We start from the raw sequence: 23,257 nt of genomic DNA on the forward strand, positions 1-23,257 counted from the left end.
GTCAAGTTTCCCCCCGACACCGGCTGCATTATCGACTGACAATAAAATTCATGACGGGGATATCGGTATGACAAGCAAGCTAAAGCCCACTCTGGGCACAATACATCTGTGGGGCATTGCGGTAGGTCTGGTGATTTCCGGTGAGTACTTTGGCTGGAGTTACGGCTGGGGCGTGGCAGGCACGCTGGGCTTTCTGGTCACCACGGCGTTAATCGCCACCATGTATACCTGTTTTATTTTCAGCTTTACTGAACTGACCACCGCCATCCCACACGCGGGCGGTCCGTTTGCCTACAGCCGCCGCGCCTTTGGCGAAACCGGTGGTCTGATTGCCGGGATGGCAACTCTGATTGAGTTTGTTTTTGCGCCACCGGCTATCGCCATGGCTATCGGGGCCTATCTTAACGTGCAGTATCCGGGGCTGAACCCAAAATACGCCGCGGTGGGAGCCTATCTTGTCTTTATGACGCTGAATATACTGGGCGTGAAGCTGGCAGCGATGTTTGAGCTGGTGGTGACCGTGCTGGCAGTACTTGAGCTGCTGGTGTTTATGGGCGTGGTGGCACCGGGCTTTAGCATCACCAATTTTGCGGCTCACGGCTGGTCAGGCGGCGAACACTTCGGTCTGCCTGCCGTTTCCGGTATTTTCGCGGCCATTCCGTTTGCCATCTGGTTCTTCCTGGCTATCGAGGGAGCTGCGATGGCCGCCGAAGAGGCAAAAGATCCGAAACGCACCATTCCAAAAGCCTATATCACCGGCATTCTGACTCTGGTGGTGCTGGCGATTGGCGTGATGCTGATGGCTGGCGGCGCGGGCGACTGGCGCAAACTGTCCGACATCAACGATCCGCTGCCGCAGGCGATGAAAATGGTAGTGGGTGAAAATTCGGGCTGGATGCACATGCTGGTGTGGATTGGCCTGTTCGGCCTGATCGCCAGCTTCCACGGCATTATCCTCGGCTATTCGCGCCAGTTCTTTGCGTTGTCCCGTGCCGGTTATCTGCCTGCAGGTCTGGCAAAACTGTCACGCTTCCAGACGCCGCACCGGGCGATCATTGCCGGCGGCGTTATCGGGATTGCCGCCATCTTCAGCGACAGCTGGATTAACCTGCAGGGCATGACGCTGACAGCCGCGATGATCACCATGGCCGTGTTCGGCGCTATCGTAATGTACCTCATGAGCATGCTGAGCCTGTTCCGCCTGCGCCGCACGGCTCCGGAAATGGAACGCACCTTCCGCGCACCAGGCTATCCGATCGTGCCGGGCATTGCGCTGGTGCTGGCGTTTGTCTGCCTGATTGCGATGCTGTGGTTTAACGCGGTGATTGGCGGCCTGTTCGTGGCCTTTATGGTAGCGGGATACCTCTATTTCCTGATGACCAAAGGCCAGCGTGCCAGTGCCCCACGCGATGCAATGCTGTTAGGGGATTAAGCGAGGAGCCGACAGGCCAAAGTCAAAACGGTTTTGATGATAGTCAGCGGTAAGGTGCGTCTCCGACGGGACGCTGAGAATCTCACCCTGGAGGCTTGATTGCCGCGTTCCTGCGGCAAACACCCGACGGAGACGCACCTTACTGCCTCCCAAAGCATCAGAGTCGCCATCGATCTTTCAAAAAAAATACACTACTGCGGCCACAGCCATGCCGCACCACGCACGCCGCTGGAGTCGCCATGTACCGCCTGGCGAATCGGCGTTTCACACTCGCCGCCGAATACCCATTTTTTGATCAGTAGCGGCACGGTCTGGTAAAGACGATCGACGTTGCTCATTCCTCCTCCCAGAACGATCATGTCCGGATCGAGAATATTGACGACATGTGCCAGCGATTTCGCCAGGCGCAGCTCGTAGCGGCTCATCGCCAGCTCGGCCACCGGATCCTGCTGTTCCACCAGCCTGATAATCTCCGCGCCTTTCAGCTCCACGCCGCTCAACCGATGGTAATCCGTTGCGAAGCCAGTGCCGGAGATAAAGGTTTCGATACAGCCCTGTTTGCCGCAGTAACAGGAAACCTCATCGCGATAACGCAGCTCATCTTCATCCATCCACGGCAGTGGGTTGTGACCCCACTCGCCCGCGTTACCGTTACCGCCGATATGGGACTGTCCGTTCAGCGCCACGCCAGCACCACAGCCAGTACCGATGATCACCGCAAATACCGTCGCCTTACCCGCTGCCGCGCCATCCACCGCTTCGGAAACAGCCAGGCAGTTGGCGTCATTGGCAATCCGCACTTCCCGTCCCAGCATTTTTTGCAGATCTTTGTCCAGCGGCTGACCGTTCAGCCAGGTGGAGTTAGCATTCTTCACCCGCTGTGTGTAAGGCGAAATCGTGCCGGGGATGCCGATGCCCACACTGCCCTGCTGACCGGTTTTCTCTTCCGCCAGCTGGACCAGCCCGACAATCGCCTCTGTGGTTTTATGATAATCATCCCGCGGTGTGGCCACGCGGTAGCGGAACAGGGTCTCGCCCTCATCAGAGAGCGCAATCACTTCGATTTTAGTACCACCCAGGTCAATACCGATACGCACTTGTTATTCCTCATTATTCTGCACTCAGCTTCTTACCATAGAAGGCCACAGGCGGAAAGGCAATGAAACCCCGCCGCCGATTCGCTATCATGCGCGCTGACTTTGAATTAGCGCGACTCAAGCGCCCGGAGAGGGAAAGCAGCATGCTGTGGTTTAAAAATTTGATGGTATATCGTCTGAATCGCGAGATTCCGCTGGCGGTGGACGAGATGGAAAAACAACTCGATGCATTCACTTTCACTCCCTGCGGCAGCCAGGACATGGCGAAGACCGGCTGGGTGTCCCCGATGGGATCACGCGGCGATGCACTGACCCACGCTCATTCGGGCCAGATCCTGATCTGCGCCCGTAAAGAAGAAAAAATCCTGCCTTCCCCGGTGATCAAACAGGCACTGGAAGCCAAAATCGGCAAGCTGGAAGCGGAACAGCAGCGCAAGCTGAAGAAAACCGAAAAAGACTCGCTGAAGGATGAAGTGCTGCACAGCCTGCTGCCACGCGCCTTCAGTCGCTTCAGCCAGACCTTCCTGTGGATCGATACCGTCAACAACCTGATTATGGTCGACTGCGCCAGCGCCAAAAAAGCGGAAGACACGCTGGCCCTGCTGCGTAAGAGCCTGGGGTCGCTGCCGGTGGTGCCGCTGACGCTGGAAAGCCCTATCGAGCTGACCATGACCGAATGGGTGCGTTCAGGTGAAACACCAGCCGGTTTCGCACTGATGGATGAAGCCGAACTGAAAGCGCTGCTGGAAGATGGCGGCGTGATCCGTTGCAAGAAGCAGGACCTGGTCTGCGACGAAATCGCTAACCATATTGAAGCGGGTAAACTGGTGACCAAACTGGCGCTGGACTGGCAGGAGCGCGTACAGATGTTGCTGTCTGATGACGGCTCACTGAAACGCCTGAAGTTTGCCGATACCCTGCGCGAGCAAAATGATGATATCGATCGGGAAGATGTGGCGGCCCGTTTTGATGCCGACTTTATCCTGATGACCGGCGAACTGGCCGCGCTGATCGCCAATACCGTTGAAGCTCTTGGCGGCGAAGCACAGCGTTAATCTCTGGCGGGCCGTCTGCACGGCCCGCTTTCACATCACTCTTTCAGGTAGCGGCACAGATAAGAGGAAGGCTCTGCAACCTGCAGATGAAACTCGCTGTGACCCGGTACGTTAAAGATCTCGCCCGGACCATAGTGTTTCCACTCTGCTTCACCCGGCATCAGCACTTTCAGCGAGCCGCTGACCACAGTCATCTCTTCCGGCTGGCCGGTGCCAAACGTATATTCTCCTTCCGCCATCACGCCCACGCTGGCGCGCCCGGTACAGGCACTGTCGAAACCAATTGATTTCACTTTTCCGTCGAAGTACTCACTGACGTTGAGCATATAAATATCCTTAGAATCAGAGACAAAGGTAAAAGAGCAGTGTAAAGGTACCGAGGTTCTCTCGTTTACACCAGCAAATCTGCTGCCAGTCTGGCGATCAGCACATTAGACAGCAGCACAGGGATCCCCAACAGCTTTTGTAAAAAATCACGGTGCCGCTGATGGTAACCGAGGCAGTCCAGCACCAGCACGTCCGCGCCCTGCTCCTGCAGCTGCAGGGCGGCATCAATCAGGTCGTCCTCGCTGGTCTTCCAGGGGTTAGCAACGGCAAAATGCGGTTTTGAAGCCAGCGTCCGCCATTTGTAAGCCTGCTCGCCAAGATACTCTTCACGAGCCACCATAATTCCAACCTGATGCCCGCCGGTGATGGCATCCACCAGCGGCGGCAAAATGCGGTAGGGCTCGAGTAAAACAGCGTTATCCGTCACGAGATTTTTATACTCGCCGCTGCACAACATCAGAATTGTTTCAAACCCCTGATGCTCAAGTTCTTTGATCAGATGCTGCAGGGCGGCTTCCACCCTGGCAGCCGACAGTAACACATACGATCCATCTTCGATGTGCGTCATCGCCACTTTTTCACCCGCGACCGGGGCATAACGTTGCTCAATTTCTTCAGGGGTGAGACCGTCCAGCAAGCCAAAATGGGCAATTTGTTCTTCCGGCAGATGCTCCAGCAGCAAAGGATGAAGATCATCCCGGGGCGCAACGCCCAGTGTTAAGGTTGCCAGCGTGTTTTTCATCGCTTTACTTTCCGCAAAATTCACTGAGGCGAGAGCACTCTCAAGGTGCCCACCGCCGCTATGAACGGGTGCAACGAATACAGAAAGCATAGCATCGGCCCCTGAAAGGAGCGGGGATTCACGGGGGATCAGAGGATTATTCAGAAAATCGTTCAATGGTCTGTCCAGTCGGCCTGCAGCGGCATTAAAGCAGTGGATAATAAGTACCTGTGCGAAAATATGATGATGGCTGGCTGCGGTCAAGCGCTAATCTTCAGGTAAGGCCTGCCGCGAAATTATGGTCTGTAAAGAGGATTAAATAGAGAGGATTCAGCGGCTTCCCTGCCGCGCGGAATTATTCTTTTGACTGGTCTTCATATCGCGCTTTGGCGTCGATTGCTTCCTGCTCCGTTTCATGCTCACTGATCAGCGTGTCCGGTTTAGGATGGTCGGCCCGCAGCTCGTACCAGGTTACTGATTTGCCCGGAGCGCCTTTCTCTACCGGGTTGATGTGTGCTTCACGAGGATAGGGCGGTCTGCCTGGCATACTTTTTCCCTCCAGTAAGAAATTTTCAATTATCCGTCCGGCAACGGGCCGGACAACCTGCGTGACTTAAGTATAGACAATGATTGAAATTTCTCAGGAAGGGGGGATAAATCGGGCAAATCTTAAAAACACGGGCGGCGAGATATCGGCGTCGCCCGGAGGATGAGTCAACTGGCGCGAGCAAGGGCCAGGATATTGATAATATCTTCCACCACACTATCAGGATGTTGCATGGCATTAATCACGTAGTGCGAGGCTTCCTGATAAAGCGCGTCACGGGCTGCCAGAACCTCAACCATTTCATCGGCAATCGGGCGGCCGGTCAGCGTCGGACGCTGCTCCTGCTCCGGATAGGCTTCCAGGCGGGCAGCCAGCACGCCCGCTTCGGCGTTCAGGTAGATTACCTGCCCCTTCTCGCGCATGTAGTTGCGGTTTTCCACCGCCAGAACCATACCGCCGCCGGTCGCAATCACCGTGGCAGGTGCGGTAACAGCTTGCAGAGACTGTGATTCACGATGACGAAACCCATCCCAGCCCTCTTCTGCCACGATATCCGCGACGGTGCGACGGGTCGTTTGCTGAAGGTGACGATCGGTGTCGCTGAAGGCGTAGCCCAGAGCGGTAGCCAGCGCCTGCCCTACGGTTGTTTTCCCGCAGCCACGCGCGCCGATCAGATAAATGGGTAAAGACATAACAGCCACTTCCTCAGCCTGATTGCCCCGGGCATCCCCGCGACGACGGACAGATAATGATTAACTTTGCGTCGCATCATACCGATTATTCGTTACCATCACCAGTAGTCACTTTTTCTTTACACCACAACGATCGCCAGAAAGGCTTATCCTGATGTTTTAAAAGGGTAATAAGGTGTAATTTTTTATTTACACTCCATTTAACTTTCGTCAGGTTCTGGCAACATTTACTTACCCGAAGCCCGTTTACTTTCCCTTGTTCTGCCCCAAAATGGAGTTTATCGCCCGTTTTGGAGGATTACCTATGCAGAGCGAAGAACAACAGTTAATTGAAAGCCTGTTTGGCCGTTTAAAACAGGCAGAGACTCAGTCCGGCCCGCGGGATGCCTCAGCGGAAAGATTGATCCAACAGCAGCTGCAGCAGCAACCGGGCGCACCTTATTACATGGCTCAGGCGATCATTATTCAGGAAGCGGCGATGAAGCAGCTGAATAATCGCGTCAGCGAGCTGGAGGCTAAACTGGCCCAGTCGCAACAGCAGCAGCCCCAGCAGAGCAGCGGCGGTTTTCTCTCCGGCCTGTTTGGCGGCGGACAGCGTCAGCAGCCGCAACAGCCTCAGCAATCTTCCCCGTGGGGAAGCGCGCCGGCTCAGCAGCAGCCGGCCTATTCTGCACCACCGGCAGCAGCACCTGCTGCGGCACCTTCAGCAACTCGCGGCTTCCTGGGTGGTGCGCTGCAGACTGCGGTGGGTGTGGCTGGCGGGGTAGTGATGGCCGATATGCTGACCAGCATGTTCCATCACTCGCAGCCCGAAGAGATTGTAAACATTATCAACGAACCCGCGATGCCGCAGGAGAACGTTGATAATAATCTCGATACCTTTAACGGTAACAGCAACGACAGCCAGTTACTGAACCAGGACGCGGGTCTGCAGCAGGATTACGGTAACAACGATTACGGTGATTTCGGTAATGACGGCTTCGACAGTGATGATTTTGGCGATGACGACAGCTTCGTCTGATCCTGTAATCCCCTTCAGTCAGCCATGACCGGGCGCTCTGTCCGGTCAGTTTCCCGCCTTACTTCTTGCTTTTCTGTGCCTGTAACCATTTATCCAGCTCGTTGGCAAACTGCTGACGATCGCGCTGATTAAGCGCAGGTGGCCCGCCAGTCTGCACGCCGCTGGCCCGCATGGTATCCATAAAATCACGCATGGTCAGACGCTCACGGATAGTCGCTTCACTGTATCGCTCGCCGCGTGGATTCAGCGCCACGGCGCCCTTTTCCATCACTTCCGCCGCCAGGGGAATATCGGCGGTGATCACTAAATCCCCCGCTTCAGCCCGGCGCACAATTTCATTGTCGGCCACATCAAACCCAGCAGGCACCCGCAGGGTGCGCAGAAAACGTGATGGCGGCACGCTCAGCGTCTGGTTAGCCACCAGAGTCACCATCATTTGCTCACGATCCGCTGCGCGATAGAGCACTTCTTTAATCACTTTCGGGCACGCATCGGCATCCACCCAGATTGGCATCGCCACTTCCTTTTTACTTTGAGACGGGAATACGGGTGATCTTGCCGTTCTTTTCAGGAATGGCAATATTTAATCTGACCTTCCGATCAAAAGCCGGTGTGAAACCGGCCGATTAAACATTGCTGATGCTGGAATAAGGCGGGAAATGACGTAAGCTGGACACAGATGAAAACTGAAAACAGGTATGACGATGGACAAAAAAATCGGCTTCATTGGCTGCGGCAATATGTCAAAAGCCATTATCGGTGGGCTGGTATCGGCCGGTCAGGTGAAAGCAGAAAACATCTGGGTTTATGACCATAAACCCGCCACCAACCAGGCAATGCATGAACAGTACGGCATTACTCCGGCCGCCAGCGCGGAAGAAGTGGCAAAGCAGGCCGATATCCTGTTTGGTGCAGTGAAACCTAACGTCATTCTTAACGTGCTGAAGGACGTTTCCGGCAGCCTGAGCAAAGAGACGGTGGTGGTCTCTATCGCCGCTGGCGTAACGCTGGACGCCCTGGCCAGTGTGCTTGGTCATGACCGCAAGCTGGTGCGCGTGATGCCAAATACACCGTCGTTGGTCAACGAAGGGATGACTTCAATCACCCCTAACGTACTGGTGACCAAAGAAGAGGCGGATGAGATCGTAGAAATCTTTAACGGCTTCGGCAAAGCCGCACTGGTACCGGAATATATGATCCACGCGGTAGTTGGTGTGAGCGGGTCCGCCCCGGCTTATGTATTTATGTTTATTGAAGCGATGGCCGATGCTGCCGTCCTTGGCGGGATGCCACGTGCTCAGGCCTATCAGTTTGCTGCCCAGGCGGTAAAGGGCTCGGCGCAGATGGTGCTGGAGACAGGCAAACACCCTGGTGAACTGAAAGATATGGTTTGCTCACCTGGCGGCACCACCATTGAAGCGGTGAAAGTGCTGGAAGCGAAAGGATTCCGTTCGGCGGTGATCGAAGCGATACAGCAGTGCATGGCTAAATCAGAGAAGATGAGCAAAGCGTAACGCTTCGTCAACCCAGCGCTTCTTCTGCCAGTTTTGCCGCGTCCTGCATGCTGAGCGGCTGCTGCATTTTTGCGACCAGTCCGGCCGTAAAGGTGTACAGCCCGCAGGATGAAACCGCGGCAAGCTGGCCTTTCTGGCCGTACAACGCGACGAATTTTTTCTCCTTCAGTGAGCCAAACAGCTGGAAGTCATCCCACTCTTCTGCATGGCCAAGGTATTCATAACGGGTGCCAAATTGCGCTGTCCAGAAGAATGGCACCCGGTCAAACTCCTGGCCTTTGCCAAGCATATTCTTCGCCGCTGTCCTGCCCTGCTGTTGTGCTACACGCCAGTGTTCAATGCGCATCTCACCCTGTGGCGCAGGGAATTTCGCAATATCCCCGGCAGCCCAGACATTGCTGGTCACTTCCAATTGCAGGTTGGTGCTGAGACTGCCGTCATCATTGAGCGGAATATCGTGAATAAAACCAGTGCCTGGTGCGACGCCAGTCGCCAGCAGTACCACATCTGCTGGCACAATTTTGCCACTCTTCAACTGTACGGCGCTGACATGACCGTTGTCACTCTTCAGCTCAGCAACTTCTCCTTCAATAAACTCCACGCCCTTCTCTTCATGTAGCTCACGGAAGTATTTCGCCAGCTGCTCGCCAAACTGTTTTTTAAAAGGCAGCGGGTCTCTGGCGATCACCTGGACCTTCACATCCTGTGACCGCAGCGCGGATGCCAGTTCCATACCGATAAAACTGTTGCCGACAATCACCAGTTGGCTGGTGCTATCCACTTCTTTCAGCAGTGTGTCGGCCTGTTCGATACTGCGCAGCACGTGGACGCCAAACAGTGCCTTACCTTCCAGATCCGGCCGCTGTGGGATACCGCCCGTGGCGATAAGCAGCTTGTCATATTTCAGCGTGGATCCATCGGCAAAACGCAGCTGCTGCTGACGAGTATCGAGCTGCTCAATGTCGCCATGTTTCCATTCCGCATAATCGTTAAAATCGTCCTTCAGCAGCGGCGGCACTTCGCTGATTTTCATCTTCCCGGATGGGACAAACTTGGTCAGCACCGTACGATCGTAAGGCGCTTCGCTCTCACGATCGACGAGGATCAGCTTGCCTTTGAAACCTTCCCGCCGCAGCGTCCAGGCTGCCGCAGCTCCGGCAGCCCCGCTCCCGGCGATAACAAATACCGGCTCAGTTTGATCGGCCTGGAACGTATAAAGCGGCGGTTCCTCGTGGGGATTGACCTGCACCATGCCATTCTCAACCCGTACCGGATAGCGTTTCAGGTCGCTCAGCGCCAGTGGCTCACACAGGCTGCCATCACTGACTTTAAAGGTGGCTTTGTGCCAGGGGCAAATTAATCTGCCGTCAACAATGGCTCCCTGTTCAAGAGGAGCACCGGAATGGGGGCATTTCGCCTGATAGGCTTTCACCTCATCCTGAACGCGGATTAAAAGGATCCCTGTATCGCCAATGGGCACCCTGACCGGCTTCTGCTGCGGTAAGTCCTGTAACACGATGGCATTCTGATAGCTCACGACAGTACTCCTTTTATGCAAAATCTCAGACTAATAAGCCTGGCATTTACAGGGAAAAAGACCACTTCCGGAAGTAAGGTTGAGGAATAAAAAGAGGCTAATAAGCTGAAAATAAAAATTTAATTACCAGACAAATAAATGCAAACGGGCTCAGACGAGCCCGTTAATACAGAGTGAAGATTAACTTTTTTTCAGGCAGTTGCTCATAAAGGTTTTACGTTCGTCACCTTTCAGTGCTTTATCCCCGGCCTGAGTATTACAGGTTTTCATTTTCATCTGCTGAGGCGTCATTTTGCCCATACCGCTGTCTTTTTTCAGGCAGCTGCTCATAAAGGTTTTGCGCTCGTCACCCTTCAGCGATTTCTCCCCGGCCTGCTGGTTACATACGGTCATCTTCTGCTGTTGAGCGGTTTTTTCTGCTGCACCAGCATATCCGCTGGCCACGGCGGTCAGCGCCAGCGCGGCCATTAACATTTTCATTTTCATTTTTTGCCATCTCAAATTGGTTTAAAAGCCCGTTAAGTCTGGCAGGAAATCAGCAACATGAGGGGGATGCGGGATCAAAAAATCCGCTGGGATCGCAAAAATTAAGGGGATCAGGCCTGACAACGCCTGAATGCGAGCAATCAGGCGGCAGGAATCAGGAACGGGGATGGGTCAGCATACGCTGTATATAGCTGTTCAGCAGGGAAGAGTCTTCCGTACTGGCCGGACACGCATTCGCAGCGGTCTCCATTGCCACACTGATATTGTCGGTGATTTGCTGAAGCTGCTCGCCGTCCAGCTTGCGCAACAGCGCTGTCACCACAATTTCCAGCGCTTCAACCTGGGCGACCAGCTCTTTAGACTCTTCTTCTTTTTCCGCCAGCCTGACTAACAGTTCTGCAATAAGGTTTTTCATGCGGAGGTCTCAGCGAGGTAAAGGAAGAAGTTATCATTGCGTCAGGGAAAAGAGAACAGACAATCGCCATATATTTTCGCGACTTAAACCGGAAATAAGCGACCTGTTTCACATTTGTGAAACGGCGCAATATTTTAGCGCCAGCGAAACGTTTTGCTGCATTTGCCGCCATTTATGCCGTTGCAGCCAGGGGCTCTCCCCCTGGCACAACTCATTTAGCGGGGGCCTTCTGAGAATCCACCGCGAGGACCGCCGCCGCCATGATGGCCACCCCAGCCACCGCCGCCACCGCCGCCACCCGGAGGTGGGAACAGACAACCACTCAGAGCTGTCACCAGCGCAATCACACTCACAACTTTCAATACTCGACTCATCGTTATCTCCTCGTGGTAACGTTGGCGCTGATATTAAGTGCCCCCCTTCCGGTCCACAATGCAGAAAACTCCTGTTCAGGGCCGTTTTTACCACGAGTAACCACGCTTAACGCTTTCCTTGCGGAAACCAGCAACAATACTGTCCAGCCAGCATCATCAAACTGAAACGAAAGCGATTTGCTGATGAGGTCCGTCTCGCAGGATCGCCTGTGGCTGCTTTACAGTTGCGCTGTTTTGCTTCAATGTGAGCGCATAACATTTATGAGGTTTTACCGATGATCTCCTCTCCTGCAAACAGCCTGCAACAGCAATTAAGCCGCCGCGACTGGGAAAACCCGGTGGTCACTCAACTTAACCGCCTGCCTGCCCATCCGCCTTTCTCCAGCTGGCGCAGCGTGGAAGCGGCAAGAGACGATCTGCCGGGTGAGAATATCCAGTTGCTGAACGGTGAATGGATCTTCAGTTATTTCCCACAACCGGAGGCCGTACCGGAAAGCTGGCTGCAGCAGGATTTGGCGGATGCACGTCCCCTCAATGTTCCGTCTAACTGGCAGCTGGCAGGTTACGATGCACCGATATATACCAACGTACAGTATCCGATTCCGGTCGATCCTCCTCACGTCCCGTCACAGAATCCCACCGGATGTTATTCGCTCACATTTCTCTGCCGCGCTGACTGGCTGGAACAGGGACAGACCCGCATCTGTTTTGACGGGGTCAACTCCGCTTTCTACCTGTGGTGTAACGGGCATTTTGTTGGCTATTCCCAGGACAGTCGCCTGCCCGCAGAGTTCGATCTGACCTGGATGCTCCGGGCGGGAGAAAACCGCATCGCAGTACTGGTATTGCGCTGGAGTGACGGCAGTTATCTGGAAGATCAGGATATGTGGAGAATGAGCGGGATCTTCCGCGATGTCAGCCTGTTACATAAACCGACCGTACAGCTCCGTGATGTGCAGATCGAAACTCACCTGAGCCCGGAGTATCACTCAGCTCGCCTGCAGGTGCTGGCCATCTGCTCGCTGGAACAGGCCCATGACTATCAGGTTGAAGTAGCCCTGTGGCAACGGGATCGCTGTATTGCGCAGCAGCGCCAGTCGCTGATCGGCAAAACGGTGGATGAAAGAGGCCATTATAACGATCGCACTACCCTGAATTTGATCGTTGAGAAGCCAGCGCTGTGGAGCGCAGAAGCTCCCAATCTCTACCGGGCAACCATCTCGTTGCTCGATCCTCAGGGGCAACTGATTGAAGTCGAGGCATATGATGTCGGCTTTCGCAAAGTTGAAGTTCATCAGGGTCAGCTGAAACTGAACGGTAAACCCCTGCTGATCCGTGGCACTAACCGCCACGAACATCACCCGGAGAACGGTCAGGTGATGGATGAAGAAACGATGATCCGCGATATCCGGCTGATGAAGCAGCATAATTTCAATGCCGTACGCTGCTCGCATTATCCCAATCATCCGCTATGGTACCGGCTGTGCGATCGTTTCGGCCTGTATGTGGTGGACGAAGCGAATATCGAAACGCACGGGATGCAGCCGATGAATCGCCTGTCGGACGATCCGGTTTGGTTCAATGCCTTCAGCGAGCGCGTCACCCGAATGGTACAGCGTGACCGCAATCATCCCTGCATTATTATCTGGTCGCTGGGTAATGAATCGGGACATGGCAGTACGCATGATGCACTGTATCGCTGGGTGAAAAGCAGCGACCCAACCCGTCCCGTACAGTACGAAGGGGGCGGAGCCGATACCGCTGCCACCGATATCATCTGTCCGATGTACGCACGAGTCGATCAGGATCAGCCGTTTGACGCAGTGCCTAAGTGGGCGATCAAGAAGTGGATCGGCCTGCCTGGCGAGAACCGACCGCTGATCCTTTGTGAATATGCCCATGCGATGGGCAACAGTTTTGGCGGTTTTGCAAAGTACTGGCAGGCGTTCCGCGAATTCCCTCGTCTGCAGGGCGGTTTTGTCTGGGACTGGGTGGATCAGAGCCTGACCCGCTATGACGAACAGGGTAAGCCATGGCAGGCTTATGGCGGTGACTTTGGCGATAAACCCAATGACCGCCAGTTCTGCATGAATGGGTTGGTGTTTGCCGATCGCACGCCGCATCCTGCCCTGTTCGAAGCACAGCGGGCGCAGCAATTTTTCCAGTTCAGTCTGCTGGATACCCATCCGCTGACGCTGTCCATCCACAGTGAATACCTGTTCCGCGCCACCGATAATGAGCAGCTGGAGTGGCACATTGAACAAAACGGTCAGCGGATATCGGGTGGCAGTCAGCCGCTGGAAATGAGAGCCGAAGGAAAGCTTACCGTTGAACTGGGTGAGTTGCCAAAGCTGAGCGGCGAAGTCTGGCTTAATGTGGCGGTGACCCAGCCACAGGCAACCAGCTGGTCTGAAGCCGGACAGCGCGTGGCCTGGGATCAATGGCGGCTGCCTGCAATCCCTGAAAGGACACAGCGCCCTTCCGGCAGCCAGCAGCCCACTCTGATCGAAAACAACGACTGTATAACAGTCGATTTTCAGCAGGAGAGCTGGCAGTTCTCGCGGCAGAGCGGAGAACTGGTGCAGTGGCTGAAAAAGGGCATCCCTCAGCTACTTTCTCCTTTGCGCGACTCTTTTGTTCGTGCCCCGCTGGATAACGATATTGGTATCAGCGAGGTGACGAAAGTTGATCCCAATGCGTGGGTGGAACGCTGGCAGCGCGCAGGCTTCAACCAGCTGACCAGCGAGTTGAACGAACTGAGTTATGACGAGTTGAGCAGCAGCGTCCAGCTGATCGCGGAACATGTCTGGTGCTATGAGGGTGAAATTCGCTTTATCAGTCGTAAGCATTACAGCTTTAACAGCCAGGGTGAGATGTCTGTCCGGGTGGAAGTGTCGGTCGCTGCCGGTCAGCCCGAACCGGCCAGAATTGGCCTGCGATGCCAGCTGAGCCAGAGCCATGAGGCGGTCAGCTGGCTTGGGCTGGGGCCAGATGAAAACTACCCGGACCGCCAGCTCGCTGCACAATTCTCACGCTGGTCACTGCCGCTGGAAGAGATGTTTACGCCTTACGTATACCCCGGTGAAAACGGCCTGCGATGCGGCACTAAACAGTTCACCTTTGGTACCTTGCAGGTCAGTGGTGATTTCCACTTTTCGCTGAGCCGCTACAGTCTGGAGCAGCTGCGTGAGGTAACTCACCGCCATCTGCTGAGGGAAGAAGTAGGCTGCTGGCTGAACCTGGACGGTTATCATATGGGCGTGGGCGGCGATGACTCATGGAGCCCGAGCGTCAGCCCGGAGTTCCTGCTTTCTGCGCCAGACTATCACTACACCGTGACGCTGAAATCCACTGATACAGGACGGTAATATGCGCTGGCCTGAGTGCCACTCAGGCCACTTTATTCACATTCCGCTCCTCTTTCCCCCGGCGATAAACCAGGATCAGCTGAAGGGTATTCGCCAGCACCACGACCGCCGTGGCGGCAAACACCCAGCGGAAGCCTCCAATCGCGGAAACCCCTGAACCAATCAGCGGCCCCACCACGTTACCGAGGTACATAAACGACTGGTTGTAGCCAAAAATCCGCCCGGTGATCTGGTCGCTGGAGTAGCGCAACAGCAGAGTCTGCACTGCAGGCATCATCGCCCCGTCAGCAAAGCCGAGCAGGAAGCGCATCACGCCAAGCTGGAAAGCGCTGCCCGCCCAGGACATGGCAATAAACAGCAGGATAGTCAGGATCAACGCAGTGAACAGGATGCGTTCTGCGCCGATGCGATCGCCCAGTTTCCCCAATCGTGGCGCGGAAAACAGTGCCGAAACGCCGGGAATTGCCGCGACCACACCGCTGACAAAGGCGATATTCTGCACATCAGGCTCAAGCTGACGAACAAACAGCGTCAGGATCGGGCTGATGGAACCATTACACAGCTGGATCACCAGCGTGGTGATAAACAGGCTGACGATCAGCCCCGGGTGCGACAGCGAGCGAAAAACCATTTTGCCACTCAGCTTGTCCTCTTTTTTCACCGGGCGATAACCGGTCTCCTTGATCAGGAACAGCGTGATCAGAAAGCTGGTCAAAAGCAGCGCGGAGGTGATCAGAAAAACGGCCCGCAGCCCGACCCAGTCAGCCAGGAAGCCCCCCATCAGCGGCCCCAAAATCACCCCGCAAATCTGTGCAGTGGTCACCATGCTCAGCGCCCAGCCACTTCTTTCGCGGGGTACCTGGGTCGCAACCAGAGCCATGGCATTGGGGATATAACCGGAGGTCAGACCCATCAGGGCCCGTAACAGCAGCAGTTGCCAGACGTTGGTGACAAAGGCCTGCAGGAGGATCACCACGCCCATGCCCAGGGAAGCACGCAGCAACATCAGCTTGCGTCCTTTACGGTCAGCAAGGCTGCCCCACATCGGCGCGACGACGGCGGAAACCATAAAAGTGATGCTGAAGATTAACCCGGACCAGAGCGTCAGCGCGCTGGGGTCGGTCACGCCTAATTGCTCAACGTAAAGCGGCAGAAAGGGGATGATCTGGCTGATAGCGAGGCCGGTAAACAGGCAGCCAAACCAGACGGAGATGAGGTTAACCTTCCAGGATTCCATCTTGCTGTACAAAAAGCCTTATAGCAGAAGCTCGAGGGTAAAGTGTAACAAGAGCGTTTTAGCAATGAGGGGCAAATAAGGTGATAGCGATCACTTTGAAGTTTTTGGCTGCCGGCAGGCCAGAACGGGCTGGTAATTGACGGATGAGGTAGCTTTTCCTGCCGCTGCTACAGACTTTCCTGCTGGAAATGTCGCGGAGCGTCTGGCGTCTGGCGTCTGGCGTCTGGCGGGCATACTGCACAAACGGCCGGATTGCAGGCACAAAAAAACCCGCCATAAGCGGGTTTCTTCGTTTTCGCCGTTAACTGCCTGGGCGGTTAGCGGTGAAGGTTCGCAATCTTACAGCGCAGTTACGTTAGCAGCTGCCGGGCCTTTCTGACCGTTTTCGATTGAGAACTCAACTTTCTGACCTTCTTCCAGCGTTTTGAAGCCGCCGTTCTGGATTGCAGAGAAGTGTACGAAAACGTCTTTGCTGCCGTCGGTTGGGGAGATGAAGCCGAAACCTTTCTCAGCGTTAAACCATTTTACTAAACCAGTCATTTTGTTAGACATTTGTCTTTCCTTCAATAAGTATTAAGCCGCAATGGGCACGGGGTTTGTCAACAGGGTGGACTTATGAGGCACTTAAGAAGGAAGTCAGGAAGAAGTGATATCGAGGATAACGCTTTAACTGAAAACTGCTTTAATAAAATTGCTCGCATACGTTGTCTGTTTCAAAACCGACGGTGCATTTACTCATAACGAAGGGTGCAGCACAAGCCCCATCGGCCAAAAAAAACGGAACAAACAATAAGGTCATGATAAATAACACTAATTAATTGACATTATTTTAGGTCGGATGATATTTAACCGACCATTAGAATAAAGTTTACCTTTATTTTCCTCACCGACGCAGATCAACTCCGCTGCAGTCAGCTTTCGCCAGACTACGAAAGCGCCGGAGGATCGGGCATTATGGCGCCCTGCTACCCTACTCTTTCAGCAAGGAAAGGAACATGCTCGAACTTTTTAAAGCCATCGGACTGGGTCTGGTGGTGCTGCTGCCGCTGGCAAACCCGCTAACCACCGTTGCGCTGTTCCTCGGCCTGGCAGGCGACATGAACTACGCCGAACGCAACCGCCAGTCAATGCAGGCATCGCTGTATGTGTTTATCATTATGACCGTGGCATTTTATGCCGGTAATGCGGTGATGGACACCTTTGGCATCTCCATTCCGGGTTTACGCATTGCGGGTGGCCTGATCGTTGCCTTTATCGGCTTTCGTATGCTCTTTCCACAGCAGCAGGCCGGACACTCGATGGAGGCGAGGCACAAGCTGGATGAACTGAGCGAACGCCAGACTGTCAACATCGCTTTTGTACCGCTGGCGATGCCCAGCACGGCTGGCCCGGGCACCATCGCCATGATCATCAGCGGCGCCTCTACTATCCGGCACAGCACCGAGTTCTCCCCCTGGGTACTCTCCGTAGCGCCGGTGCTAACCTTTTTCGCCGTCAGCCTGATCTTGTGGGGTTCTTTGCGCAGTTCCGGCGCGATAATGCGTCTGGTAGGAAAAGGCGGTATAGAAGCGATCTCGCGCCTGATGGGCTTCCTGCTGGTGTGCATGGGCGTGCAATTTATCATTAACGGCGTATCAGAAGTGATCACCACCTGGCCAGGTTCATCATAATCCTGTCAGCAAAATGAAAAATATTGCTGATTGTTACTGGACTTCCTGCCGCCCCGTTCTAGAGTAATTTATCTCCGCCTGATTATTTTCCAGGCTAAGTAGCGGTTCGCCGTTCTGGCGAACCGGATCGAATTTAACTATTTATTTCCTGATCTCATCGGTTAGCCGCTGGGCGATCGGTGGCGCTTTTCTGGAGGTTTACCATGAGACAATCTGCACCGGGCGCAGGCCGCGCCATTACCGATTATTTTAACAGTCCGGCCTTTCACGCGCCGAAAGAGAGCGAGCTGCTGGCCGCCATCCTCACCGAACTGATGCGCAGCGGCAGACCGACCACCAGCAAGGTGATCCTTGCCAGCGTGATTTCAAAACTGGAAGGTGAAGTGGATGAAGCGACGCTGCAGGGCTACCGAAATTTGCTGACCCAACTGCTGGATGAAAAAGAGTCCTGAGCCGCTTATTCAAACCACAAATACCAGAACAGTGCGGTTTCATGTGCCTGAGGATCAAGCGCGCGATAGAGATCGCGGTCGATACCACTGAGCGTAAAACCGTAACGTTGATAAAAAAGACAGGCCACAACATTATTACTCTGCGTTTCCAGCGTTAAACCGCCCAGGGATTTTTCCCGCGCCCACTCCTGCGCTTTGTCCATCAGCTGACGTCCGCACCCTTGCTGGCGAAACGCTTTTCCAATCGCAATATCCTCCACCAGTGCCAGGCCATTCCAGTGACGGCTGATTGCTAAATAACCGGCAGCCTGCCGATCAACATGGGCAGCAAACAGCTGTGCATCCTGGTTATCAATATAGCCAGAGAAGTCCTGCGGCCGGTTGAAATAGCGCTTCTCGTAGGGTTCGACATCACTGACCCCCTCGCCGACTGGCCGATCAAATTCCGGCTTAAGTTCCTGGCTTACGGTAAAACTGAAATCCAGCCTGCGAACCTCGTCCAGAAATGAGGGAGTGGCAAAAGTGACGCTGACATCTGGCTTCATTGAGCGGGCCTCGGGCAAGGCGGGATAACATTTAAGAATTCAGCTTAGCGGACGCTACAGCACTCTGCCACTACCGGGCGGGGCCTGTGGCAGGCAAAAATTCCTTTTTCTGATATTACGAATGTTTACATGCAGAATGATTGCCCGTTGAAATTATCCCGTTATCATAAACGCAACTTTCTACAGGATAATGCATGACTCTTCAGCGGCGATACGCAACGGGATTTTTAAGCGTGGCCTGCCTGGTCATCCTGATTTGCATCGGGATCCGCGGGCTGGGCCTGCCTGCGTTAACTGCTGACCCCTCGATCAGCGCCCAGACGAGCGAAGTGGCTGACGGCCCTTCAGCCTGCGATCTGAGCTTTAAGTCCCTGCAATCCGTTTCGCCTGAAGTGACCGACATGGCTCTGTTGCTGATGGCAATCCTGATCCTTATTTTCCCTCCGTTAATCATGCACCTGCCACGTTTGTATTTGCGGCCATCGCAGGCTCCGCCTGAAAGGCGAATACACCTCTGTCACTGCGTTTTCCGTGAATGAGCCCCCGGTCCCCCACCTGCGGCCCCTTACTGATTCATGGAGAACATAATGTTAAGACTTTTCAGAAGCCTGGCTTTATTGTCTGGCTTACTCTGGCTGCCTGCCCTGCAGGCCGCCGACAGCGGCTGGATGACCAGCCCGCAAAACGGTCACGCGCAGATCAGACTCCGCGCAGAAAACATTCCTGGAAAACCGGTACAAGCCCTGTTGGATATTCATCTACAGGACGGCTGGAAAACTTACTGGCGCTCGCCTGGTGAAGGAGGTGTGGCACCGGTCATTCACTGGCAGCCTGAATCCGTCAAAGCGCAGTGGTTCTGGCCAGCACCACAACGGTTTGATGTTGCCGGCCTGAGCACTCAGGGTTATCACCACCAGGTTTCGCTACCCATTGAGCTGAAAAATCTGCCTGCTGGTAAGCTGAGCGGTACGCTGACCCTGCCGATCTGCAGCAATGTCTGCATCCTGACAGACTATCCTTTTGAGCTGGATCTCAGCACGCCTGCTGACGACCAGTTCACGCATGATTTCGCCCAGGCAATGGGCAAGGTTCCTCTGCCTTCCGGGCTGAGCGAGACATTGCACGCCGGTTATCAGCCGGGATTGTTGCAGATCACCATTACCCGCAAGTCCGGCTGGAACGAGCCACAGCTATATCTGGACGATCACAGCGACGCCAGCTTTGGCAAACCCACCTTAACGGTAAAGGGCGATACCCTGCAGGCCACTATTCCGGTGAGCGACCAGTGGGGAGACAATGCGCCTGATTTACAGGGCGGGAAGGTTTCGCTGGTGCTGACCGATCGCGGTCTTGCGCAGCAGAGCGAACTGGAGATTGGTGCACCACTGGCCGCCGTGACACAAGGGGTTGCACTGTGGCAGGTGATGCTGATTGCGCTGGCCGGTGGCTTTATCCTCAACCTGATGCCCTGTGTGCTGCCAGTGCTGGGAATGAAGCTCGGCTCCATTCTCCAGGTTGAGCAACGCGACAAACGCAGCGTCCGACTGCAATTTGTCGCGTCCAGCGCGGGCATTATCAGTTCGTTTATGGCGCTGGCCGTGCTGATGACCGGACTCAGGCTGAGCAATCATGCGCTCGGCTGGGGAATTCAGTTCCAGAACCCGTGGTTTATCGCCTTTATGGCGCTGGTCACCCTGCTGTTCAGCGCCAGCCTGTTTGGCCTGTATTATTTCCGCCTGCCTTCTTCACTGTCGACTCGCCTGGCAACGCACAACAGCAATGGACTGACCGGCCATTTTCTGCAGGGCGCGTTCGCCACTCTGCTGGCCACTCCCTGCTCCGCGCCTTTCCTTGGCACCGCGGTAGCCTTTGCGCTGGCGGCTTCTTTACCGGTACTGTGGATTATATTTATCGCCCTTGGCGTGGGGATGAGCCTGCCGTGGCTGCTGATCGCCCTCTTACCGTCGCTGGCACTGAAGCTGCCGAAACCGGGTCGCTGGATGAACGTAGTGCGGCTGGCTATGGCCTCGCTGATGCTGCTGTCGGCCCTCTGGCTGCTCAGCCTGCTGACCAGTCACCTTGGTACACCGTTGACATTGACGCTTACCGGGGCGGTATTGCTGTTGCTGTGGTTCGCAGCATGGCGTATTCATGGTAGAAAAACCGCAGCGATTTGCGCAGGCTCCGGTGCTCTGCTTGCCGGGAGTATTCTGCTGGCGGCTTCCCTCAGCGCGACAGGCTTACAGGGAACCCGACAGGATAAGATCAACTGGCAGCCACTGAGCGAGCAGGCGATTTCAGAAGCGCTGACCAGTAATAAACGGGTCTTTGTTGAGGTAACCGCCGACTGGTGCATCAGCTGCAAAGCCAACAAATACAATGTCCTGCTGCGCTCTGACGTTCAGCAGGCGCTGCAGGCAGATGACGTGGTGGCATTGCGCGGCGACTGGAGCCGTCCTTCCGCCACCATCACTGCATTTTTACAGCGTCGCGGCAGCGTAGCCGTGCCGTTTAATCAGGTGTATGGCCCCGGGAACAGTCAGGGAACCGTGCTGTCTCCGTTGCTCGATCACAAAGAAGTTCTTACTGTTTTAACGACTGCAAAAGGAAGTGCTGAATGAAAAAATTACTGATTGCTCTGCTGGTGGTTTCTGCTCCCGTACTGGCTGCTGCCCCTTTCACACCGGAACAGGAAACCCGAATCAAAGAGCTGATCCAGGAAACGCTGGTGAAAAACCCGTCATTCCTTGCCGAGGCAGCGGATGCTTACGATAAGCAGGCGCAGAAAGAGCAGGGAGACATACGCCGCCAGGTGATTGAGCAGAATAAGCAGGCGCTGTTCCATGATGTCAACAGTCCACGCCTTGGCGCGAAAGACGCGAAGGTCACGCTGGTGAATTTCACCGATTACAACTGCGTTTACTGCAAGAAGTTTGATCCTGAACTGGAGAAGCTGGTCAAAAATCACCCTCAGGTCGCGGTGGTGATTAAACCTCTGCCCTACCGGTCTGAAAGTTCCCTGACTTCTGCCCGTCAGGCGCTGATGCTGTGGCGTCAGGATCCGGCTAAATTCTGGCTGCTCCATCAGCGTCTGATGGCAAAAAAAGGCTATCACGATGATGCCAGTATCAAAGCCGCAGCGAACAAAGTTGGTGCAATGTTTATCGACCCTGATCAGCTCAGCAGCGACACGGTGAACACAAACCTGCAGCTGGCACAGCATCTGGCCGTCTCCGGAACTCCAGCCACGTTGATCGGGGATCAGCTGGTTTCCGGTGCCGTCCCTTACGAGCAGCTGGAAGCGCTGGTGAAAGCCCAGCTGGAGCAGGCCGATCGTGGCTAAGTACCGCCGCGTGCTGCGGGATATGCTGTTGATGGTTGCGCTGTTGATTGGGGTGTTTTCGGTGGCCGATTTTTTTCGGGCACCGCAGGCTCCTGAAGGTTTTGCCGATCAAATACTGCACACCATCGATGGCAAAGATGTCACCCTGGCGGAGCTCAGCGCGAAGAAGCCCCTGCTGGTCTATTTCTGGGCCAGCTGGTGTGCTATCTGCCGCCACACGACCCCTACGGTGCTGGATCTTAGCGACGACGGAGTGAACGTACTGACTGTAGCCCTGCGCTCGGGGGATGACATCAGCGTGGTCCGCTACCTGCGCGGCAAGCATCTGACCATGCCGGTGGTGAACGATCCGCGCGGGGAGATGGCAGCACGCTGGGACGTCAGCGTCACGCCGACCTGGATGATTATCTCAAAAGGGAAAGTGATCCAGAGCACCACCGGGTGGAGCAGCTCGTGGGGGATCCAGCTGCGCCTGTGGTGGGTGAAGAAATGGTATAGCTAAACCCAAAAACCGTGCCTGCGCGGGGTACACGGACCAATCATAAAGACGCAAACAACGCATCTGTGGCAGCTTGACTCGCGCCGTATATGGCGCGAGACGCTTTATTTATGGTCCGTGTACCCCGCGCTTTAAGTTCAGAGCTGTATGCTGCCCCGCTTAGCTGCGGAGGCGTTTATCCACAATACACACGGCTGATTTTACCCTGGGCATCACCCATAAAATTCAGGCGGTTGAGGTTGAAATCCATCGTCACCGCCGAGTTGTAAGGCACCGCTCTGGCTGGATGCTCAAAACGGATCCCGTTGATGGATGAAAGCGGTTTGCCAACATATTGCTGATATTCCGATGCACCACAGCGATCCATCTCCGGATCAACCTGTGCAGTGGTGCTATTTTTTGTTGCAGCAGACTGGCAGCCCGCCAGGGCAAACAGAGCCGCAGCAACCGCTATTGTTCCTTTCATTTTCATGATCTCTCCTGTGCATTTTCGGCAATTTCCACCCAAGGTTACCAGATCCAATCCGTTAAAGAAAAAATGCCCCTTATTAAGAATACGGGCGGATTCGATGACTCTGGTCGTGGTAAAAGTCCGTAAAAGCAAAAGATCTCATTTTGCGGGCTTATCCAACAAAAAAATTTACGCCCTTCCCATCGCCAGGTTCTCTTCCTTTGTGTGGCCAACATACGTTATGCGGTCAGTGATAAATATACTCACCACAGGTGCTTGAAAACACCCAACCACAGGATTATGCCTGGTCATAAGGCAAAGATAACGATGATGGACCATCACTCAGAATTGCTGCTCAGTTTTCATGGAACGAAACACATATTTGACTGCAGAAACTGGTATGAAATCGTTGCTTATCACGTGGAAAAAAGTCCGGCGCGGCCCCACGTGGTCCGCTACTTACTGACTTTCCAC

The 23,257-nt window shown here is 54.7% G+C and carries 26 protein-coding genes; 11 read left to right on the forward strand and 15 right to left on the reverse strand.

Features of this window, described 5'->3' with window-relative positions; translation table 11 throughout:
- Positions 1 to 67: 67 nt before the first annotated feature.
- The gene (gene eat / locus GSQ70_RS15395) at positions 68 to 1,432 is read left to right on the forward strand and encodes an ethanolamine permease (protein ID WP_158783356.1); all 1,365 of its coding nucleotides are present in this window, start codon (positions 68 to 70) and stop codon (positions 1,430 to 1,432) included.
- Positions 1,433 to 1,623: 191 nt separating this feature from the next.
- Here eat and mak read toward each other — a convergent pair whose 3' ends face one another.
- On the reverse strand, positions 1,624 to 2,529 hold the full coding sequence (mak, locus tag GSQ70_RS15400) for a fructokinase (protein WP_158783357.1): 906 nt from the start codon (positions 2,527 to 2,529) through the stop codon (positions 1,624 to 1,626).
- Positions 2,530 to 2,672: 143 nt separating this feature from the next.
- Here mak and rdgC point away from each other — a divergent pair, with 143 nt between their 5' ends.
- Complete coding sequence (gene rdgC, locus GSQ70_RS15405) at positions 2,673 to 3,584, forward strand: recombination-associated protein RdgC (protein ID WP_158783358.1); 912 nt, start codon at positions 2,673 to 2,675, stop codon at positions 3,582 to 3,584.
- A 35-nt stretch (positions 3,585 to 3,619) separates the two neighbouring features.
- Here rdgC and ppnP read toward each other — a convergent pair whose 3' ends face one another.
- The 4 genes from ppnP to aroL all read right to left on the reverse strand — a co-directional run bounded on the left by ppnP (position 3,620) and on the right by aroL (position 5,871).
- Positions 3,620 to 3,910, reverse strand: coding sequence for a pyrimidine/purine nucleoside phosphorylase (gene ppnP, locus GSQ70_RS15410; RefSeq protein ID WP_158783359.1), 291 nt, complete (start codon positions 3,908 to 3,910; stop codon positions 3,620 to 3,622).
- A gap of 65 nt (positions 3,911 to 3,975) precedes the next feature.
- Complete coding sequence (locus GSQ70_RS15415; protein ID WP_158785332.1) at positions 3,976 to 4,653, reverse strand: AroM family protein; 678 nt, start codon at positions 4,651 to 4,653, stop codon at positions 3,976 to 3,978.
- Between the two features lie 334 nt (positions 4,654 to 4,987).
- Positions 4,988 to 5,179, reverse strand: coding sequence for a YaiA family protein (locus GSQ70_RS15420; protein WP_158783360.1), 192 nt, complete (start codon positions 5,177 to 5,179; stop codon positions 4,988 to 4,990).
- A 167-nt stretch (positions 5,180 to 5,346) separates the two neighbouring features.
- Entirely contained in the window at positions 5,347 to 5,871 is a 525-nt protein-coding gene (aroL, locus tag GSQ70_RS15425; RefSeq protein WP_158783361.1) for a shikimate kinase AroL, read from the reverse strand.
- 304 nt (positions 5,872 to 6,175) lie between these two features.
- On the opposite strand from aroL, the gene GSQ70_RS15430 reads away from it, so the two are divergent.
- Positions 6,176 to 6,892, forward strand: a complete 717-nt coding sequence (locus tag GSQ70_RS15430) for a DUF2076 domain-containing protein (RefSeq protein WP_158783362.1) — start codon at positions 6,176 to 6,178, stop codon at positions 6,890 to 6,892.
- A 58-nt stretch (positions 6,893 to 6,950) separates the two neighbouring features.
- Here GSQ70_RS15430 and GSQ70_RS15435 read toward each other — a convergent pair whose 3' ends face one another.
- Entirely contained in the window at positions 6,951 to 7,406 is a 456-nt protein-coding gene (locus tag GSQ70_RS15435) for a YaiI/YqxD family protein (protein WP_158783363.1), read from the reverse strand.
- 190 nt (positions 7,407 to 7,596) lie between these two features.
- On the opposite strand from GSQ70_RS15435, the gene proC reads away from it, so the two are divergent.
- Positions 7,597 to 8,406 (forward strand): pyrroline-5-carboxylate reductase, encoded by an 810-nt coding sequence (gene proC, locus GSQ70_RS15440; RefSeq protein ID WP_158783364.1) that lies wholly within the window; start codon positions 7,597 to 7,599, stop codon positions 8,404 to 8,406.
- Between the two features lie 7 nt (positions 8,407 to 8,413).
- On the opposite strand, the gene GSQ70_RS15445 is transcribed toward proC, so the two are convergent.
- From GSQ70_RS15445 to GSQ70_RS25780, 4 genes are all read right to left on the reverse strand, one after another.
- A complete protein-coding gene (locus GSQ70_RS15445; protein ID WP_158783365.1) occupies positions 8,414 to 9,943 on the reverse strand; it encodes an FAD-dependent oxidoreductase in 1,530 nt (509 codons plus the stop codon).
- A gap of 180 nt (positions 9,944 to 10,123) precedes the next feature.
- The gene (locus tag GSQ70_RS15450; protein WP_158783366.1) at positions 10,124 to 10,429 is read right to left on the reverse strand and encodes a PsiF family protein; all 306 of its coding nucleotides are present in this window, start codon (positions 10,427 to 10,429) and stop codon (positions 10,124 to 10,126) included.
- Positions 10,430 to 10,583: 154 nt separating this feature from the next.
- Positions 10,584 to 10,844, reverse strand: a complete 261-nt coding sequence (gene iraP / locus GSQ70_RS15455) for an anti-adapter protein IraP (protein WP_158783367.1) — start codon at positions 10,842 to 10,844, stop codon at positions 10,584 to 10,586.
- A gap of 215 nt (positions 10,845 to 11,059) precedes the next feature.
- Entirely contained in the window at positions 11,060 to 11,218 is a 159-nt protein-coding gene (locus GSQ70_RS25780; protein WP_199257266.1) for a hypothetical protein, read from the reverse strand.
- 275 nt (positions 11,219 to 11,493) lie between these two features.
- Between GSQ70_RS25780 and GSQ70_RS15460 the strand changes: the two genes are divergently transcribed.
- Entirely contained in the window at positions 11,494 to 14,586 is a 3,093-nt protein-coding gene (locus GSQ70_RS15460) for a beta-galactosidase (protein ID WP_158783368.1), read from the forward strand.
- Between the two features lie 22 nt (positions 14,587 to 14,608).
- Here the strand turns inward: GSQ70_RS15460 and GSQ70_RS15465 are convergent, their stop codons facing one another.
- The 3 genes from GSQ70_RS15465 to cspA all read right to left on the reverse strand — a co-directional run bounded on the left by GSQ70_RS15465 (position 14,609) and on the right by cspA (position 16,375).
- A complete protein-coding gene (locus tag GSQ70_RS15465) occupies positions 14,609 to 15,823 on the reverse strand; it encodes a multidrug efflux MFS transporter (RefSeq protein WP_199257267.1) in 1,215 nt (404 codons plus the stop codon).
- Between the two features lie 58 nt (positions 15,824 to 15,881).
- Positions 15,882 to 16,100, reverse strand: a complete 219-nt coding sequence (locus GSQ70_RS15470) for a hypothetical protein (protein ID WP_158783370.1) — start codon at positions 16,098 to 16,100, stop codon at positions 15,882 to 15,884.
- A 62-nt stretch (positions 16,101 to 16,162) separates the two neighbouring features.
- A complete protein-coding gene (gene cspA, locus GSQ70_RS15475; RefSeq protein ID WP_013200976.1) occupies positions 16,163 to 16,375 on the reverse strand; it encodes an RNA chaperone/antiterminator CspA in 213 nt (70 codons plus the stop codon).
- 443 nt (positions 16,376 to 16,818) lie between these two features.
- Between cspA and GSQ70_RS15480 the strand changes: the two genes are divergently transcribed.
- Positions 16,819 to 17,493 (forward strand): MarC family NAAT transporter, encoded by a 675-nt coding sequence (locus tag GSQ70_RS15480; protein ID WP_158783371.1) that lies wholly within the window; start codon positions 16,819 to 16,821, stop codon positions 17,491 to 17,493.
- A gap of 203 nt (positions 17,494 to 17,696) precedes the next feature.
- Positions 17,697 to 17,945, forward strand: a complete 249-nt coding sequence (locus GSQ70_RS15485) for a biofilm development regulator YmgB/AriR family protein (RefSeq protein WP_158783372.1) — start codon at positions 17,697 to 17,699, stop codon at positions 17,943 to 17,945.
- Positions 17,946 to 17,950: 5 nt separating this feature from the next.
- Here the strand turns inward: GSQ70_RS15485 and GSQ70_RS15490 are convergent, their stop codons facing one another.
- On the reverse strand, positions 17,951 to 18,490 hold the full coding sequence (locus GSQ70_RS15490) for an N-acetyltransferase (protein WP_158783373.1): 540 nt from the start codon (positions 18,488 to 18,490) through the stop codon (positions 17,951 to 17,953).
- A 194-nt stretch (positions 18,491 to 18,684) separates the two neighbouring features.
- On the opposite strand from GSQ70_RS15490, the gene GSQ70_RS15495 reads away from it, so the two are divergent.
- The 4 genes from GSQ70_RS15495 to GSQ70_RS15510 are packed head-to-tail and all read left to right on the forward strand — an operon-like array spanning position 18,685 to position 22,335.
- Positions 18,685 to 19,029: a hypothetical protein gene (locus GSQ70_RS15495; RefSeq protein WP_158783374.1), complete on the forward strand. Its 345-nt coding sequence runs from the start codon at positions 18,685 to 18,687 to the stop codon at positions 19,027 to 19,029.
- A 48-nt stretch (positions 19,030 to 19,077) separates the two neighbouring features.
- Positions 19,078 to 21,111, forward strand: coding sequence for a protein-disulfide reductase DsbD (locus GSQ70_RS15500; RefSeq protein WP_158783375.1), 2,034 nt, complete (start codon positions 19,078 to 19,080; stop codon positions 21,109 to 21,111).
- On the forward strand, positions 21,108 to 21,833 hold the full coding sequence (locus tag GSQ70_RS15505) for a DsbA family protein (RefSeq protein ID WP_158783376.1): 726 nt from the start codon (positions 21,108 to 21,110) through the stop codon (positions 21,831 to 21,833). Before GSQ70_RS15500 ends, GSQ70_RS15505 begins: the two co-directional genes overlap by 4 nt.
- On the forward strand, positions 21,823 to 22,335 hold the full coding sequence (locus tag GSQ70_RS15510) for a protein disulfide oxidoreductase (protein WP_199257334.1): 513 nt from the start codon (positions 21,823 to 21,825) through the stop codon (positions 22,333 to 22,335). The genes GSQ70_RS15505 and GSQ70_RS15510 overlap by 11 nt, the downstream gene beginning before the upstream one ends.
- Before the next feature lie 172 nt (positions 22,336 to 22,507).
- Here GSQ70_RS15510 and GSQ70_RS15515 read toward each other — a convergent pair whose 3' ends face one another.
- Positions 22,508 to 22,804, reverse strand: a complete 297-nt coding sequence (locus GSQ70_RS15515; protein WP_158783378.1) for an I78 family peptidase inhibitor — start codon at positions 22,802 to 22,804, stop codon at positions 22,508 to 22,510.
- Between the last annotated feature and the right edge of the window lie 453 nt (positions 22,805 to 23,257).

Source organism: Pantoea sp. BAV 3049, assembly GCF_009765445.1.
GTDB lineage: Bacteria > Pseudomonadota > Gammaproteobacteria > Enterobacterales > Enterobacteriaceae > Erwinia.